The sequence below is a fragment of the Candidatus Sysuiplasma acidicola genome (assembly GCA_019721035.1).
Taxonomy (GTDB): Archaea; Thermoplasmatota; Thermoplasmata; order Sysuiplasmatales; family Sysuiplasmataceae; genus Sysuiplasma; species Sysuiplasma acidicola.
In genome coordinates, this window is record JAHEAA010000018.1 from 1 (window position 1) to 17,081 (window position 17,081).

Consider the following 17,081-nt stretch of genomic DNA (forward strand, 5'->3'; position numbering starts at 1 on the left):
CATCCAGAAGCCAGTTTTCGAGCTCATGCTGGTCGAAGCCTGAGCCGACGTATTTAGCGAGATAGAACGCCTCGCTGTTGAGCGTAGTGGTAAACGAGATAACTTCCCGCTGCTCCCAGTGCGGAGGCAGTCGGCGGATATATAGTACTATTGGCGGCAAAACTCGCCGGCAAATGTGCAGACAGCTCCAGCTGTGCGGAATAAGTGTCTTCGGTGGGAGCATAGAAGGAGAGAGGATTGTGGAATATAAGCACAGGCGATAGAATCGTCATCCCCACAAAAAATACCAGCATGTAAAAGCCGACCTTCCCGTAAGTCGACCTGTAGTAAACTTTCCACTGCTTCTTGAACCTCAGATATTGAAAATGTGCACGCTCTCGTCTGAAACTCTTTTCCCTTGGACTTACAGCGTCTGCCAACCGGAACACCTCAGAGGCTAATTCGGGGGTCAAGCCAGGCGTGAATGAAATCAATTATGGAATATGCTATGATTACAATAATGGATATGACAAACAAGGCGCCTTCGCTGAGCGGATAGTCTTCAGTTAACGTCGCTTCATAAAGCTTGTGGCCGATCCCGGGCCAGGAAAAAATTATTTCCACGATGACTGCACCACTCGTCAGCAAGGCGAATTCAAGGGCCATTCTGGTGGAAACAGGTATCATTGCATTCCTTGCTGCGTGGTGGAACATTATTGTTCTCTCCGGTACGCCTTTAGCCCTGGCAGTGGCAATGTAATCTTCGCCAAGCACCGAAACCATCGCGGCACGCATTGTCAGCACGTGTGCCGCAAGCTCGACTACCACCAGACTGATGAGAGGCAACGACATTTTGTAAAGAATGTACTCGAATGAAGCAAACGTGAATTGATGAAAATAAGACGGACTGAAACCCGAGGTCACCGGAAAGAGGTGATAATACGCAACAAAATAAACATAGAGCAGAATGCCGAGGATGAAAAATGGAATCGAGTTGAGTATCAGGCTCGATGTGTTTATCAGAGCTTCGCTCCTTTTCCCTCTCTTCCATGTTGAGATGATACCTACCGGTAGGCCAAACAGGAATGAAAGCACCGCAGCCGTTCCCAGCAGGAGTAGGGTATATGGCATCGATGAAGCGATAATATCCCAGACGGTGGTGCCCCTGTAATAGTCAAAACCGAAATTAAATGTGAACATATCTTTGAGATATATTACAAAATTTGCGAAATTCCACTTTCCCCCGGCAAGTCCCAGAGACTTTTCAATCGCGGCGAGGGTTGTCTTCGAGACGTTCTTTCCCCTCGCTCCGATTAGAAACAGCTGAGCAGGATTTCCTGGCATGAGTCTGTAAATCACATAAATGAAAATAACGGTGGACACAATCAAGACCAAGGCCTGAATGATTTTTCGCGCAATGAGATAGACATTCATTGATTACACCGCACAAGAGCTTTTGACCCTTCAACTGCCGATGGCACGTATACTTCGTCTTGCTATTAGAAAATAATTAATTTCCGGAGACAGAATGGTCTCCGGAATTCCAAGAAGTTTCACCTATTCAGGGATTGGTTGTGTTTCCTCCACCAGTGCTGCCGCCTTTTTTACCTCTTGATGAAACATAGAGGACTGCAAAGATGACAGTCAGTATGACAAATATGCCGATAAGGCCAAACGCATACAGTGGAACAGACACAACTGTTTTTGTCTTTGTCACAGGCGGTGATGTGACCGTTGTTGTAATTACATAGTGCGGAACGAGGTATACTGTCTGTGTAGTGGTTCCAGAGCTTGTGGTTACACTGATTGTTACTGCGGTCAAAACAGACACATTCGGTGCATTATAGAGCAGCACAAAGCTCCCGTTGCTTGCAGTAGTACCGCTGGAAACACTCACATTTCCCAGACTCACGCTGACAGAGACGGTTACGCCTGATGCAGATGGGCCAGCGGCAGAATTTAGCGTGGAATTGACATACATGGTATAGGTGCCGTTAGCTGGGAGGACTGTGACGCCGTTTATTGAGCTCTCACCTGAGATATAAGCGGCAACGACAGGCGAAGGTGCAACGCTATTCACGCTCTGGTTGGAATAAACGAGAGCAGAGGCAACCTCGCCGCCCATACCAACAGCGGAAAGCTGGAATTCGTCGTAGGGTATGAGATAGTTATCAGTGTATGGTGCAATGTTGTAGCCAACAAAGGTTCCGCTTGGCGCATATGCGGGCTGATACAGCTGTGGTGTAAAGGTCAGATTTGCGTTGCCGGTTGCATTAGTAACAACAGAGATGCCTGGCAGATAGGTACTTCCGAAGAAGACATTGGGATTGAATGCCTGAAGTTCAACACCGGAACTGTTGAGGAGCAATCCGCGATTCGCACCGAGCGCGTTTTGGCTGGCAGCGACTACAGTGTAATTGGCCACAGGCTTACCGGTGGTTGAGTTTGTTACGGTTAGTGTTACAGTGGTCTGACCGTTTGGAGAGATGGTGGAGTTCACAACAGTCATAGTGATTGAAACATTTGGCGCGACTGTAGTTTGTTCAACCTGAATCGGAAGCTCTACCGGTTGCTGAACGCCAAAGCCCTCAGGACCGAAAATCGGGTTGTTGTTTGTCGCAGAGGTCATCTCACCTATGGTGCCGTATGGGGCTATGCCTCCGACAGCACCGCCGGCAGCATAGTTGCCCAGGAATACGTAAGATTCGAAAACACTGCCTGCAACGCTGAAATTAGTAGTTGGAGCAGCGCTCAGGAGTACGGATATCGTTCCGTTGCCGGGCGTAACTCCGGAGATTGAGGTAAGGCCGTAGTCCTGAACAGTGTTGACGTTCACTTCAGTGATATTCATTGTCCCGGTTACCGGAAGAATCGAAAGTTGCGTGAGGTTGTATGACTTCATGTTAGCCACATAGACCTGGTTCGCTGGGCTCTCTGCCAGTGCAACAGGATCGATGCCTGTAAGGTTTGAAAACACTGTTTTCATCATTGTAGTGTTTACGACAGTGACATTGTTTGAAAGAGCGTTGGCAACAAGCGTGTAGTTAGCGGAAACGGGTAGAATTGAATCTGGCGAGGTGCCCACGTGTACGCTGCCGATAGGAGTGTTACCTGCAGCCGAATACACTGACAGGTTGCCGGTTCCCTTGTTAGCAACCATCAGATCTCCGGAAGCGTTGACAGCGAGAGCGTCAGGTCCGCTAACTCCAGCCGTTATAGGTGTGACCGCTTTTGCGCTTGTCGTGTTAATTACAGTGAGATTGTTTGAGAGTTCATTGGCAACCACCAGGAAGCCTGTCGCATTGAACGCTAACGCAGACGGGTCTGTGCCCACTTTATATGTCGCATTGACCACACCAGTTGTGTTGATGACTGAAACGTTGTCGGACCCGTAGTTGGCTACGAAGACGAAGCCTGTCGCATTCATTGCAAGTGCAGAAGGTGCAAGGCCGACGGATATGTTCATCATGGTTGCCAGTGTTGTGGTGTTTATCACTGTTACATTATCAGAGCCCTTGTTTGCCACGTACAGCTGACCAAGTCCATTGGCCAGCAGCGCATCCGGATTCTTTCCGACAGTTATGCTGCCCACCATCTGAGGTATTCCAGAAGGATTGGATGGATTGATTGCATAAACCTCTCCTGTAGAGTTGCTTGCGACAAACAGCAGTCCGCTTGCCGGGTCGAAGGCCATAGATGTCGGAGCGGGAACTGCCGAACTGGTCACAGGAATGGTTGAGTTGACGATCAGAGGATTGGTTATTGGTGCGCTGTCAAATCCGAAGCCGTAAACCGGATTGTATGACGAAGTGTTGGAAATGCTCTGATTCGCGCTGGTGTTAAGCATGTAGACTGCACCGTTCAGCGATTGAATCGTGTACTGGTAACCGGAAATCGGAGCTCCTGTCATCGGATTGTAAACTTCTACCTCGATCTTTTTCCATCCGGCTCCATTCACCAGCGTCGGCGATGAAACAACTTTGTAGGCAACAGGCTGACTGGATACCGCTACGTGTGTCCAGCCGATTCCTGGAACTGAAGTCCCGGTGTAACTCGGCGGCATGACAGCCGCGGCAGATATGTTGATTTCCGACACATAATCGGAAGTATATATCAACGGATTGTTGTCTAGAACTTTAAACTGCCATACAGCTTCGCCTGCCGAATTTGTGATCAGTTTGTATGAAGTAATGTTCACAAGTGCTCCCTGGGGAGAGTAACCTACGTCGACCTCAGCACCAGAGACCGGCTGCCCGTACTGGTTTCTGACCTGTATCGTGGCATTTGCAATTTGTCCATTGAAGTAAACAGTTCCGGGGGTTACAACACCCACATGAAGCTGTATTGGAACGGTCTTGGGCGGAGTCACTTTAACAACGGCTGTCCTGAGGTGCAGAGACAGGAAATTCCAGTACATGAAGCCCAGGTACGGAAGCGAGTCCTTGATTACGCCGGTAAAGGTAGAGTTTGTGAATGGCAGGATATCGATCGGGTAACCCAGATTAATCATAGTCGACTCCTGTGCGGCTATTCCCTGGATCTCATACGCAATCGACAACCTTTGAGAGAAATTTGTCTGAACATTCAACTCATTGGTGAGATTGTTCATCAGGCTGTCAACCTGACTTCCAGTGAGAAGCTTTCCGTTTATGGTCAAGCTGGAGAACGGACCAAGATAGAAACCCGTGCCCAGACCGACCGTTGAATTGTAGAAGGAGAAGAAATCGCCGGTAGGATCGCCGAATATGCCAGTTATACCCAGATTTATGGAGCTGTATGAGTAGGTTATGAGGTTGGAAACGAGTGTGGTAAAGGCCTCTTGGGTAATTGTCGTAGGCACACCTATAGCGTTCCATTCCTTGGCTATGATAAGTGCACCCTCAACACCCAGTGGATCTTCGCTCGCGACTGTTATCTGCATATTGGCAGTAACGGCCGTGGCTTTGGTAGGCGATGTTCCGTAATACCACTGACCGGGTTGTGGATAAGTTGTTCCTTTAACTGCTGGATGCCAGTAGAAACCCGGTGTGCTGTTTATCATACTCCAGGCGAGAGCGGGATTGTAAGAGTACTGGGGTGTGCTGTAATTGTGCCAGACGCTGTCGGATACTGGAATTATAGGCTGACCGAGCACATCATATCCTTCATCAATAACAGATGCGAGATATGCCTTGTCCGTTGCATAATTAAGTGCTTGACGGAAGGCAGTTACATTATACGGTGAATTTGTAGAGTAGCTGTTGAGCTGCATATACCCGTAACTGGTCGATTTCTTGTGATAAATGTAGGTACTGGGCATCGTCTTTATCGTAGGAAGGAACGTCGGGGGCAGACCGAACTGTATCGTGTCGACTTGTCCGAGTAATTCAGCTGTCGCTGCAGCAGAAACAGACAGATACTGCGGAGTGTGAAGTTCATAAAACTTGGGGGTATATTGTCTCATCCAGGAAGGACCGTATTGGACAAAGTAGTGAGGATTAACATATTCGGTCCAGTATGCGTCCGGTATCCAGCTGCCCTTGGGCATACCGTAACCGCCGTTGAACATGAACGGACCGCTACCAACGAGACCCGACGCAGTGCCTGTAGTCGGATTGTAATTCATATTCCATGTGTCATAACCATTCTTGGCACCTGTGTAGTTCCAGGCGGTGGTTATCGACGAGGCAAAGTCGTGATTCACCCATATGTGGTATGGAAGAACACTAGATTCGAGAGTGTAAAACAGGAAGCTCGCAGACTGTGCACTGAGGTAAAACTGCACTGTAAGATTGCTTGTAGGCACAACATTTACCACATTAATGTAATCGCCGCTGAAGTCAAGTGAAGATTGCAGTATCTTCCATGTAAGGATAACATCGGCCGACTGGACATATTCTGTCCTCATCGTTACGGACGGCCACTTATACTGATGAGTGTAAGACTGTACAGCACCTGTGGACGCATTGAACGCGTTGAATGTAGTGGTGTTGCTGAATGTATACGTGCTGGCGGCATTTGCCGGCGTCCAGTCAGTCCACTGAACACCAGGCCTGAGATTAACAGTCCATATGTATGCAACTGGCATAGTCTGCCCGGTAACCGGGTCAAAAGTGGTCATATTTGCACTCGCAGGCGCCTCAGACCAGCTTGTAGCGAGCCATGGCATGACAGCGGGGGTTGCATTCGGAGAAAGCTGGGTAAGAGGATCGTAAACCTGGTCCAGAAGAGCAAAACTGTAAGCATCAGTCGCCAGATAAATGTTAAGATGTTCGACAGATGCCGTTGCTGCCCAGTTATAGGTACCATTAGTATAACCAGGTTCCTGCATCGTGGTAGTAGGGTAAGTCCATGCGGTCGAAGAAGCGCTGGAAGTCGCTGCCTTTGAAGCGGCAGAAAGTCCTGCACCTCTCACGGCGTATGCGCTCAAACCCCCTGCAAAAAAGGCAGCGCCCATCATCACAGCGACTGCCAGAATCGATATTGCTATTTTCGTCTTACCGTTCATCGAAAGCGGCTGCCTGAACATACTTATCTTGGACTTTTGCATTTCAATCAACCCAATTTTTATCATTTTCAGACACAAAATTTAGTCCCCAAATGGCATTAGTTGTATTTAAACAATAGGGATAAAGGTTTGTTATTTAACATTATGAATAAATATTCGAAAGAGTCGTAGAGGGAGAACTATGCTCTCTTTGAGTTTATTCATCTCACCACTGCCGGTATTTTCATGAGTACTGAGATTGATCGCTCACAGTGTATCCGTAAATCGCTAACAATACCATAGCTAACCTTGTTTGCAAACTTCCAGCTATCACGATGCCATGGAAGTGGTGTTTCCCAGCACTACCTGCAGGAAAGAAATCACTATATTTTAAGTTCCCTGTTCTCCATAAGCAGCCGGCCGTCGATAATCGTTGTGACCACATCCGATCCCTGTGCAGAGTACACGATATTGTTGAGTGCATTACTTCTGGTCAGGGGATGGAGACGTGGGCTTAAGGCGTCGAGGATTACAATGTCTGCCCTCTTGCCTTTTTCAATCGTGCCGATGACATCTCCCTTCAATATGGACTGTGCTGCATCCCTCGTTGCCATATCCAGTACAGTTTGCGCATCCATCAGTCCTGCGTCCCACTTATTGACTTTCTGAAGAAGGGAAGCAGTTCGCATCTCTTCGAACATGTCAAGATTGTTGCTTGTCGTTGCACTGTCTGTCCCTATGGATACGTTCACTCCCTCATTCTTCAACTCGACCACAGGCGCGATGCCCGAGCCGAGCTTCATGTTAGACCTGGCGCAGTGAGCTACGGACACGTTATGCGTTTTCAACATACCTATTTCCGCCTTGGTCAGCCATGCGCCGTGTGCGGCAACAATATCGCAGCCGTCGAAAAACGAAAAACTGTTGAGCCATTCTGCGGGCCTCATGCCAGTCCCCCTCTGATGGGAGTATACTTCATGCCTTGTTTCCGCAAGATGCGTGTGAAGCAGAGTGTTATGCGCAATGGCCATGTCCTTGGCACTATTGCACGTTTCGCGGGAACAGGCGTACACGCCTTGAAGACCGACTGAAGGCGTAATCAATCCATTTCGCGGACACTCCCTTATGAATCGTTCTGCATTTGCTATCGGCTTCCCTTTCTGCGTGGTTTTGTCTTCGTCGAGAACTGCCCATGAAAGAAAGGCCCGGATACCGAAATGCCTGCAGACCTCCGCAACCAGATCTTCGCCGTAATACATGTCCAGAAAAGATGTGGTACCGCTCATCAGCATTTCCCGGATAGACAGTTCGGTCGATGCCCTTATGGATTTGTCTGACCTGTGGGCGTCGAGCTCGAAAGTCTTCTCCAGGAATTCCTCGAGCACTATGTCGTCGACCATTCCCCTGAATTCTGTCATCGCCACATGTGTGTGCGTGTTTATGAGTCCGGGCATCACGATACCATTCTTGGCGTCTATCACAACGTCCGATGTATGACTCACTTTGCCAATCTCTGAGATGACGCCGTCCTCGATCCAGACGTTCCCTTCAACGACACTTCTTTTCGAATCCTGTGTAACTGTTATGCCGTTCTTGATCAGAATATCCGTGTGCATGCACCAGCCTGATGGTCTGATCGGGACATGACGGGCAGATAATAAAAATCATTGTACGGTGATGCGAAGAATCCTCCGCAGACATATAGCTAGCGAAGACGCCGATGTGCAAGGCAGATGATACAAGCTAACAGAGAGTCAAGAACAGCAACGGTCCACTGTACTGAACAAAGTTGACATCACGGTGCTTCCTCAGAAAGAGCGCGCGCATGCACTGAAAAGTTGCGCAATCTGCCGCTGCCGTTGATCATATCGACACGGGTCAGGATTAAATATTACGAAGATCATATCGTCAGACATACGTCGGACCGGTGGTAATTTTTGAAGCATTACTACGAACAGCCATTCAGCGAAGAAGACCTGTACAGGATACCACAGGGAGTAGTTGGTCAGGCTCCATCCGTTTATCAGCTCCCAAAAACGGACAATGCAAAGAAAACAGGTCTTGGTTCCGGGCATAAACCATACAGCATATGGAGTGCTGCCAAGTACATTCTGATGATATCGCTGATGCTCTACTGGCTACCGCTTGTAGGACAGATGATAGGTGGCTTCATCGGAGGCAGGCGGGCGGGCTCGCCGTGGCGTGCGATAATCGCGGCCATGCTTCCTGTTCTGGTTCTTTACGGTTTGTCCTCGGCGCTTACTACGGGGCTGATTCCAATCAGATTCCAGAATGCAACATTACTGACATACGTGCTTATCAAGGATGCCCTGGAAAAGCTTCCTATTGCGGCACCTTACATCAGTTTCGCCACGACATATGTCGGCTCATTCATAGACGAGTTGAGGACAGCCGCCTCATTCAAGGTTGGCAATTACCTCTTAACCATAGCATTTGCGTATATCGGCGGCATACTGTCTGATCAGAGCAGGAGAGAGCTTGAGTACGTCTCTAGATTTGGAGCGCCCACGACAAACATACTCGTGTCAGGGCGCGACGGGGGTCAGGAATCGCCGAGGCAGCACATCAACTTTACAAGACCTCTTGGTATGCTTCGATCATTCTTTCCCGCGAGGAGTAGAGGACCGTATGGATTTGACAGCATGACACCCGTTTACCCGTCCCTGCCGCCGGGAGGAGGTGGCGCGTATGCTTCACCCGGAAGAACGATGCAGGCGCAACCCCGTGGCAGGTTTGAGGAGATGCGCGCGGCGCCGGGTGGGATGCCCGGACCGCAAGCCAAATATGCCCGGAACAGTGATTATCAGACCGGGGCAAACACATCGCCCCGTCAGCCACAAGATGCCTACTTCGCCCCTCCCCTGGAAAACATCTACCGGAGAAGGATGCCCGAAGATGCGGGTAAACCGTCAATTATGCGGAATACAGGAAAGGCGGACAAGTCGACAAGAATGTACGCAGGGGCGCCACAAGTCAGGCTCCACAGAGCCGCAGACGGCGTTGACATGTCAACACTGCGGAAGGACAGGATCAAGGCAGAGAGCACACGGAAGCTCGTCGAGAGGGCGCTGGGCAAAGACTACCTGAACACTGTCGGGAAGCGAAGTGTTCAGCATGGTAGCATGATCGCTGCAAGAGCACCTTCAGGCACATTCGTGCAGCCAAATATTCAGAGAGAGGAGAAGAAGACAAGTCAGTGGGACCTTCTTTAGTCAAAGACCATCTGTTTTCGGGTTTGGCTGGCAAAGCACCACCGACGATTCAGCCATGGCATTCAGCCATGGCAAAGTGTTAAGAGCAGGTAGTCTTTGATCTAAGAGGAACCAGAATGTTTTGCTCAAAGTGCAAATCGCTTATGTTCCCTGAAAACGGGAAATTCAGATGCAGAAGATGCGGCAATGAAGAGGGCATTGGTAAATCTTCCAAAAACACGGTCCGTTCCGAAATGAACGCAGACCGGGAGCTATTAATTGTTGAAGGGCGATCCGACACACTGCCCAAGACAGACATCAAATGCATCAGGTGCGGTAACAACGAAGCATACTGGGTGCTCAGACAGACAAGGGCCGCCGATGAACCCGAAACCAGGATCTACAGGTGTACTGAATGCAGTTACTCGTGGAGAGAATATTGAGTCGCTGTACGCAGACACGCGCGAGCGATTGGATGTTGCACCGCGATACTCCTTCAGATGCAGTAACCCGCCTGCGGCATAACAGTTTGGCAGACGATGCAGAAGAGTGGTTTTAAGCCCAAGCAGACATAACAATTATATTTTGATAGCATTCTACCCGCAGAAGGAGTTAACAGATGTTTAAAGCCAGTGTGAAAGCCGAAGTACTGAAGCAGATTGTAGAAGTGGTTTCGACACTCGTTGATGAGGCGAAGTTCAACATAGATGCAGACGGAATATCGCTCAAAGCCGTTGACCCGGCTCACGTCGCGATGGTTGAACTCACGCTTACCAAGGAAGCGTTTGAAGGGTACGAGGGAGAGGAATGTGAACTTGGAATAGACCTTGAAAAGCTCAGGGATATACTCAAACTCGCCCATTCGGGTGATGAGGTCAAGCTGGAGCATAATGAAGACAAAAACCAGCTCATTATCAAAATAGGCAGTGTTACGAGAAGGATGAGCCTTGTAGACACGGCAGGCATGTCTGATCCGAAAGTGCCCAATATCGAGCTTCCCACGACGATGAAAATCTCCGCCGATGAGCTGAATTTCGGCATAAAGGCATCGGAGAGCGTTTCCGATCATATCGCGCTGGTTGCCGACGAGGATTATTTTGAAATGAGTTCAGAGGGCGATTCAGACTCCGTTGATTTCCGGCTCCCGAAGGATAAGCTTCAGCTGCTGGAATCAAAGGGGAAGGTGCGCAGCCTCTTCCCTCTCGATTACTTTTCCAACATGGCCAAAGCCATTTCCGGCAACAGTGAAATCAAGATTAACCTGGGCAACAACTATCCGGTCAAACTTGAATTTGAAATTGCCGGCGGCAGCGGACGTGTGAAGTACCTTCTCGCACCGAGGGTAGAAAGCTGAACTGCCATGAGTTCCAGCGGATACCGGATATGCGTCCTGGCATCGGGCAATGGTTCCACCTTTCAGGCCATTGTTAATGCCTGCAGAAGCGGTTATCTGCAGGGTAAAGTCATAACACTGATATCGAACAAACCGTCCGCATTTGCACTGAAAAGGGCGGAGAAGGAGGGCATAGAATCCATTGTCATAGATTCCGCAGCAGTTCCGCGGCAGGAATATGACGCGCGACTTCTTCACGAACTCAGCATCAGGAAGCCGGACATCATCTGTCTCGCTGGATACCTGCGAATACTCCCTGCATCTACCATTTCTTCTTTTCCCCTAATACTGAACATACATCCTGCTTTGCTGCCGAAATTCGGAGGCAAGGGCATGTACGGCATAAATGTTCATCAGGCGGTGATTGCAGCGGGTGAAAAAGAAAGCGGATGTACGGTTCACATTGTGACGGAGCGCGTTGATGATGGCCCAACAGTCGTACAGAGAAGAGTGCCCGTGCTACCCGGCGACAACGCCGAGAGCCTGAAGAACAGGGTGCACGCGGAGGAGCTTATGGCATATCCGGAAGCCATAAAGAAATTGATGGAAGAGAACCATCCCGGACGGTTGAAGTAGAGTGCTGCTGTTGGCTTGACCGACAGACAAATTTCATTGTATACTAAAAGGGAAATTGTTCAAAAGATTATATACACGAATATATTCGCTTTAAGCGGGTGTGGAATCAGTTGATGGAGCATTCTGCGGAAACGCGCTCTGTGCCTGAGCTTCGCCGAATTGCCAGAGAGGTCAGGAAAAGCATTATAAGAATGACGAATGCCGCAGGCTCCGGGCATCCCGGAGGCTCGCTCTCTTCCGCAGACATAATGACAGCACTCTACTTCGGGCTTCTGAAACACGATCCGAAGAATCCGCGCTGGGAAGGGAGAGACATTTTCATACTAAGTAAAGGACATGCGGCGCCCGGATACTATTCCGTTCTAGCGCAGGCCGGATACATACCCGAATCGGAACTCATGACGTTAAGAAAGCTTGGCAGCAGGCTGCAGGGACATGCACATACCGGAGTGCCTGGAGTGGAGCTGTCCACGGGCTCGCTCGGCCAGGGGCTCTCCGTTGCTTGCGGCATGGCGCTTGCATCCAGACTCGACGGAACGAAACGAAGAATTGTCGTTCTGATGAGCGACGGCGAGAACGATGAAGGCGAAACGTGGGAGGCGGCGATGTTTGCAGCATACAGGAAACTCGACAACATCACAGCGTTCGTCGACAGAAACGGCATTCAGAATGACGGTTTCACAAAAGACATACTTGACACATCCGTGCTGGAGGAAAAGTGGAGGGCCTTCGGATGGAATGTCATAACAATTAACGGTCACGATTTCAGCGAAATCATCGATGCTTACGGCAAATCGCTGCAGCAGACAGGACGACCCACGGTGATAATAGCCAATACCGTAAAGGGAAAGGGCGTATCTTTCATGGAAAACAACGTCGCATTTCACGGTAAGGCGCCGACGGCAGAGGAAACGGTAAAGGCACTTGCGGAACTGGACAGGGCGGGCTGACCGAGATGGAGGCGGGTAGCCTGAAGCTTGAGAGTCAGAGAAAGGAGTACGGCAGAGCGCTGACAGAGCTCGGCGCAAAAGACAAGGACGTTGTGGTGCTCGATGCCGACCTCTCCGTGTCCACACGGACTGCAGATTTCGGAAAGATATACAAAGACAGATTTTTCAACTGCGGCGTTTCTGAAGCGAACATGATGGCAACGGCAGCGGGACTTGCGATGGCCGGGAAGACTGTGTTCGCCTCAACCTTCGCAGTGTTTGCAACAGGTCTCACTTACAATCAGATCAGACAGTCGATAGCTTATCCGTCTGCAAATGTGAAGATCGTCGCGAGCCACGCCGGCCTCTCCGTCGGACCTGACGGAGCAACTCATCAGATGTTTGAGGATATTGGCCTGATGCGAGGCCTGCCGAACATGACTGTGGTCGTCCCCGCGGATGCGGCTGAAACACATCAGGCGACGTTCGAACTTGCCGGAATGAAGGGACCGGCATACATGAGATTCGGAAGGGCGGACGTGCCGCCCGTTGGCGCCGGACAGGTTCCGTTCAGGATTGGAAGGGCCCAGGTACTCCGTGACGGGAAGGATGTTGCAATCATTGCCACGGGCCAGCTGGTTCACGCTGCACTGCGCGCGTCCTCCATGCTCGGGGAGCGTGGAGTCGACGCCTGCGTCGTCAATATGAGCACGATAAAACCGCTTGATACAAGCACCGTTCTTGCATGTGCAAGAAAGACCGGTGCCATCGTGACTGCTGAAGAGCACAGCATCATCAATGGACTCGGCGATGCCGTGTGCTCGGCAGTTGCTGGCAATTATCCCGTCCCGGTATGGAAGTTGGGCATCAATGACACTTTCGGGGAATCGGGACAGGCGGAAGAGCTTATGGTCAGATACGGCCTTACAGCAGAAGGTATAGTAGACTCTGTTGTGAAGGTCATGAAGCTGAGGCAGTGAGCGTGGCGTTATGAAAATTTTCCTGGATACTGCAAACATTGCGGAAATCAGAGAGGCGTGGGATCTTGGTGTGATAGACGGCGTGACGACGAATCCCTCGCTCGTGTCCAAAGAACATAAAAAATTCGACGAAGTGCTGCAGGAGATTTGCAGAATAGTCGACGGTCCTGTAAATGCCGAGGTTGTCAGCACCGACTACGACGGTATGATGAAGGAAGGAAGACAGCTCGCCAAAATCAACAGGAGGATCGTCGTGAAGGTTCCGATGACGCCGGAAGGGCTGAAGGCGGCGAAATCACTGCACGGCGAGTGCATTAAGACCAACATGACACTAGTGTTCTCTGCGAATCAGGCATTGCTCGCGGCGAAGGCCGGTGCTTCGTACGTCAGTCCGTTCATAGGCAGGCTGGACGACATGGGGAACGAGGGCATGCAGATCATCAGGGAAATCTCGGAAATATACGGGCACTATGATTTCAGGACAGAGATACTCGTCGCAAGCGTCCGCAATCCCATTCATGTGATTGAAGCGGCAAGACTCGGGGCACATGTGTCCACCATTCCGTACACCGTTCTGAAACAGATGATGAAGCATGCGCTAACAGACACGGGACTCGAGCGATTTTTGAAGGACTGGGAAAAGGTGCCGAAGTGAAAAGGGCGGTGCCGTATTGAAGGACGGAGAAGGGAGTCAGGAACCGCAGGAGAGGGACGGTCTTGACGAATGGGTGGATGAGCTCGACAGGCTCATCGGCGTAGAGGAAATGACGGAGGAGGAAGTGCGTGCAGCCCAGGCCGCTCAGAATGAGCAAAAACGCGGCATTGACATCACGCTTGTCATTGTTGCAGCAATCATCGTCCTGATAGTCATTGCGGCGCTTCTCTTTTTCAGAGTACTGTGATCAGAAAGCTGTGAGGATGTAATAGGCGTTGAACATGATTATTATCGAAGCTGTGACGACCGCCAGCAGCGTAGTCACCCTTCTGTTCACAAAGGGACCCATGAGTCTTCTGTCTGCGGAATAGAGTATGAGCGGTATCATCGGCAGCGGTATCATGATGCTCAGAACAACCTGGCTGTAGAACAGTATGAAGAACGGGTTGAATCCCAGAAGCAACGCGAATGTTGTCGGAAAAACGTTGATGATCCTGGTGACGATACGCCGCTTCCATGGATTCACTTTTCTTCCGAGGAGGCCCTCCATGACTGTCTGCCCGGCAAGGGTCCCTGTGGTGGAGGAAGAGAGACCGGAACAGAGTAGTGTGGCAACAAACGCATAGCCCGCTATCGGGCCGAAGAGCGGCACGAGTGTCGCGTATGCGCTGTTAATCGTCAGCACGAATGTGAGATGACGTGAAAAGAAGCTTCCCGCCGCAACGAGAAGAATTGCGGCATTGACGAATGACGCCATGGTGAGGAATATTATTGTATCATACTTGTGGAAACGCAGCATCTCCCGCTTTTCAGCCGGATCCGAGCCTCTGATCTTGTTACGCGTGAGGTCTGAATGCAGATAGAGCACATGCGGCATCACCGTTGCGCCGATGATTGATATGATGAAGACGGCGAATTCCGCATTCACCGAGGGGATGAACGAACCTTTCAGGACTGCGTGCAGGCCCGGTCTTGCAAGGAACAGCTCGTAGAGATAGCCGACGCCAATCATACCGACGAAAAGCATGAAGGCCTGTTCCACCCTGCGCATTCCCTTGTTTGCAAGATAAATGAGCAGAAAAACGTCGAATACACCAATGAGGGATGCTTCGATATAGGGAATGCCGAACAGGAGATTGAGTGCCAGGACTGTTCCGAGGAATTCTGCAAGGTCGACAGAGGCTGATGCCGCCTCCGCTCCCAGCCAGTACGGTAAAATATAGCGCCTTCGCTTCAGAGAATGACCGACGAGTTCAGGAAGCGATTTTCCCGTTGCTATGCCAAGTTTGCCGGAAAGGTACTGCAGCAGCATAGCCATAAGACCCGCAAGCCACACTACCCAGAGCAGCACGTAACCTGTTTTCGAGCCTGCTGCAATGTCAGAGGCGAAATTGCCCGGATCCACGTAGGCGACGCTGACTATGAGGGCGGGTCCCATGTAAGCCACGAGGCGCAGCAGGCTGCCAAGCGGGCTGTTCTCCTTGCGTCTGCTTTTGAAATTGAACATTCAGATCGTCGCCTTTTACAGAAATGCCTGATCGGAAGGTCAGGTGGGAACCGCGCCGCCTGAAGCATCCAGCCACTCTTCCAGAAAATGCTTCATTGGCGGACCAAGATCTGTGCGAAGTCTGCTGAGCATCTCCTCACCGAGCCTGGTTGTTGAGTAATACTTGTGCACCTTTCCGTGCTCTATTCGCTCTTCCTCCTCCAGCATCCCTTCATCCATCAGCTTGTGGAGGACAGGATAGAGCTTGCCCGGGCTCAGTGTGTGGTTGTGCATGCGCTCCACATTCAGCAGATCCGTTCCAGAAATAGGCGATTTGGAGCATACCCACAGTACATAGGGCCTGAACAGACCCCGTTCCATATATCTGGTCAATTCATCCATCGTCTTCTCCCCGGATTAATATCTATTTTAGATAACAATAATAGATATCTGTCTCAGATATTAAAGATTGCGGAGAACTTTCACGCTACAGAATAACAAACTCAAGAACATTTTCCAGACGTTTCAGCGTGGCGGGAAACGCCATACCTACTGGCCGGTAAATTCCGGCTGCCGCTTTGCGGAAAAAGCCGAACGGCCCTCGTCAAAGTCGTGCGTGTGACCGAGCTCTCCCTGCACCTCTGCCTCCAGATCGAGGAATTCTCCCATTCCTTTGAAAAGCGATGCATTGAGAAGGCGCTTGCTCTCTGCAAACGAACGGTATGGTCCGGTTGAAATTTCATGCGCGGCTTTCATCGCTTCGCTGAGCGGATCGTCGGATACAGAGAACAGAGACCAGGAAGCAGCCTGTGCTGCGGAAAATTCTCCTCCTCTCAACAGCAGATCGAAAGCTGCGGCGGCAGGCATCAGGCGGGGCAGCATGAACGAGAGGCCGGTATCAGGCGCCAGACCGATGCGGTGAAATGCCGTGACAAATCTTGCGTCCGGAGAGGAAAAGCGCAAATCGCATGCAACAGCCAGGCTCAAACCCGCTCCTGCAGCCACTCCCCTGACCGCACAGACAAATATCTTCCTGCCGAAACGAATCTCCCTCAGCAGCGGATGAAAAGTGTCTCTAAGATCCGTCTTCAGATCGCTGCTTACTGAGGACAGGTCGGCACCTACGCAAAAGCCCCTTCCGCTTCCGGTCAGCAGCACGACCCTGATATCATCGTCTCCGTTGGCCCTGCGCAATTCCTCGTGAAGCTCGGAGCGCATTTCACTGCTCAGTGCATTGAGCTTTTCCGGCCTGTTCAATGCGATTGTCTCGATATGGCCATCCTTTGAACAGGAAAGTGTATGCATTTTCTCATCCGACACGACGGTGCGTGCAGGCGCTCAATCGGACGCGCTGCGACGAAGAGCAGTGCGTCACACGTCAGCCTGTTAACCATTCCCTGAGTAT

General features: G+C 50.6%; 15 protein-coding genes. 8 read left to right on the forward strand and 7 right to left on the reverse strand.

Annotated features, from left to right (window positions below):
- Positions 1-53 precede the first annotated feature (53 nt).
- The 4 genes from KIS30_08150 to KIS30_08165 all read right to left on the reverse strand — a co-directional run bounded on the left by KIS30_08150 (position 54) and on the right by KIS30_08165 (position 8,061).
- Positions 54-419: a hypothetical protein gene (locus KIS30_08150; GenBank protein ID MBX8646711.1), complete on the reverse strand. Its 366-nt coding sequence runs from the start codon at positions 417-419 to the stop codon at positions 54-56.
- A gap of 10 nt (positions 420-429) precedes the next feature.
- Positions 430-1,413, reverse strand: coding sequence for an ABC transporter permease (locus KIS30_08155; protein ID MBX8646712.1), 984 nt, complete (start codon positions 1,411-1,413; stop codon positions 430-432).
- A 127-nt stretch (positions 1,414-1,540) separates the two neighbouring features.
- Positions 1,541-6,508 (reverse strand): hypothetical protein, encoded by a 4,968-nt coding sequence (locus KIS30_08160; protein ID MBX8646713.1) that lies wholly within the window; start codon positions 6,506-6,508, stop codon positions 1,541-1,543.
- 320 nt (positions 6,509-6,828) lie between these two features.
- The gene (locus KIS30_08165) at positions 6,829-8,061 is read right to left on the reverse strand and encodes an amidohydrolase family protein (protein MBX8646714.1); all 1,233 of its coding nucleotides are present in this window, start codon (positions 8,059-8,061) and stop codon (positions 6,829-6,831) included.
- Positions 8,062-8,382: 321 nt separating this feature from the next.
- Here KIS30_08165 and KIS30_08170 point away from each other — a divergent pair, with 321 nt between their 5' ends.
- The 8 genes from KIS30_08170 to KIS30_08205 all read left to right on the forward strand — a co-directional run bounded on the left by KIS30_08170 (position 8,383) and on the right by KIS30_08205 (position 14,437).
- Positions 8,383-9,678 carry a hypothetical protein gene (locus KIS30_08170; protein MBX8646715.1) on the forward strand — a complete coding sequence of 432 codons (1,296 nt, stop codon included), beginning with the start codon at positions 8,383-8,385 and terminating at the stop codon, positions 9,676-9,678.
- A gap of 116 nt (positions 9,679-9,794) precedes the next feature.
- Positions 9,795-10,100, forward strand: a complete 306-nt coding sequence (locus KIS30_08175) for a transcription factor S (GenBank protein ID MBX8646716.1) — start codon at positions 9,795-9,797, stop codon at positions 10,098-10,100.
- Positions 10,101-10,276: 176 nt separating this feature from the next.
- On the forward strand, positions 10,277-11,011 hold the full coding sequence (pcn, locus tag KIS30_08180; GenBank protein ID MBX8646717.1) for a proliferating cell nuclear antigen (pcna): 735 nt from the start codon (positions 10,277-10,279) through the stop codon (positions 11,009-11,011).
- 6 nt (positions 11,012-11,017) lie between these two features.
- Complete coding sequence (gene purN, locus KIS30_08185) at positions 11,018-11,626, forward strand: phosphoribosylglycinamide formyltransferase (GenBank protein MBX8646718.1); 609 nt, start codon at positions 11,018-11,020, stop codon at positions 11,624-11,626.
- 113 nt (positions 11,627-11,739) lie between these two features.
- The gene (locus KIS30_08190) at positions 11,740-12,576 is read left to right on the forward strand and encodes a transketolase (protein MBX8646719.1); all 837 of its coding nucleotides are present in this window, start codon (positions 11,740-11,742) and stop codon (positions 12,574-12,576) included.
- A gap of 5 nt (positions 12,577-12,581) precedes the next feature.
- Entirely contained in the window at positions 12,582-13,535 is a 954-nt protein-coding gene (locus tag KIS30_08195; GenBank protein MBX8646720.1) for a transketolase family protein, read from the forward strand.
- A 10-nt stretch (positions 13,536-13,545) separates the two neighbouring features.
- Positions 13,546-14,190 (forward strand): fructose-6-phosphate aldolase, encoded by a 645-nt coding sequence (fsa, locus tag KIS30_08200; protein MBX8646721.1) that lies wholly within the window; start codon positions 13,546-13,548, stop codon positions 14,188-14,190.
- 16 nt (positions 14,191-14,206) lie between these two features.
- Positions 14,207-14,437, forward strand: a complete 231-nt coding sequence (locus tag KIS30_08205) for a hypothetical protein (protein MBX8646722.1) — start codon at positions 14,207-14,209, stop codon at positions 14,435-14,437.
- Here KIS30_08205 and KIS30_08210 read toward each other — a convergent pair whose 3' ends face one another.
- From KIS30_08210 to KIS30_08220, 3 genes are all read right to left on the reverse strand, one after another.
- Positions 14,438-15,697 carry an Nramp family divalent metal transporter gene (locus tag KIS30_08210; GenBank protein MBX8646723.1) on the reverse strand — a complete coding sequence of 420 codons (1,260 nt, stop codon included), beginning with the start codon at positions 15,695-15,697 and terminating at the stop codon, positions 14,438-14,440.
- A gap of 39 nt (positions 15,698-15,736) precedes the next feature.
- A complete protein-coding gene (locus KIS30_08215) occupies positions 15,737-16,078 on the reverse strand; it encodes a PadR family transcriptional regulator (GenBank protein MBX8646724.1) in 342 nt (113 codons plus the stop codon).
- 147 nt (positions 16,079-16,225) lie between these two features.
- Complete coding sequence (locus KIS30_08220) at positions 16,226-16,981, reverse strand: enoyl-CoA hydratase/isomerase family protein (protein MBX8646725.1); 756 nt, start codon at positions 16,979-16,981, stop codon at positions 16,226-16,228.
- Positions 16,982-17,081: the final 100 nt, after the last annotated feature.

Coding starts and splice junctions, on each gene's coding strand:
- KIS30_08155 (MBX8646712.1), bottom strand. CDS start 1,413: ATGAATGTCTATCTCATTGCGCGAAAAATCATTCAGGCCTTGGTCTTG.
- KIS30_08160 (MBX8646713.1), bottom strand. CDS start 6,508: ATGCAAAAGTCCAAGATAAGTATGTTCAGGCAGCCGCTTTCGATGAAC.
- KIS30_08165 (MBX8646714.1), bottom strand. CDS start 8,061: ATGCACACGGATATTCTGATCAAGAACGGCATAACAGTTACACAGGAT.
- KIS30_08175 (MBX8646716.1), top strand. CDS start 9,795: ATGTTTTGCTCAAAGTGCAAATCGCTTATGTTCCCTGAAAACGGGAAA.
- pcn (MBX8646717.1), top strand. CDS start 10,277: ATGTTTAAAGCCAGTGTGAAAGCCGAAGTACTGAAGCAGATTGTAGAA.
- purN (MBX8646718.1), top strand. CDS start 11,018: ATGAGTTCCAGCGGATACCGGATATGCGTCCTGGCATCGGGCAATGGT.
- KIS30_08190 (MBX8646719.1), top strand. CDS start 11,740: ATGGAGCATTCTGCGGAAACGCGCTCTGTGCCTGAGCTTCGCCGAATT.
- KIS30_08195 (MBX8646720.1), top strand. CDS start 12,582: ATGGAGGCGGGTAGCCTGAAGCTTGAGAGTCAGAGAAAGGAGTACGGC.
- fsa (MBX8646721.1), top strand. CDS start 13,546: ATGAAAATTTTCCTGGATACTGCAAACATTGCGGAAATCAGAGAGGCG.
- KIS30_08210 (MBX8646723.1), bottom strand. CDS start 15,697: ATGTTCAATTTCAAAAGCAGACGCAAGGAGAACAGCCCGCTTGGCAGC.
- KIS30_08215 (MBX8646724.1), bottom strand. CDS start 16,078: ATGGATGAATTGACCAGATATATGGAACGGGGTCTGTTCAGGCCCTAT.
- KIS30_08220 (MBX8646725.1), bottom strand. CDS start 16,981: ATGCATACACTTTCCTGTTCAAAGGATGGCCATATCGAGACAATCGCA.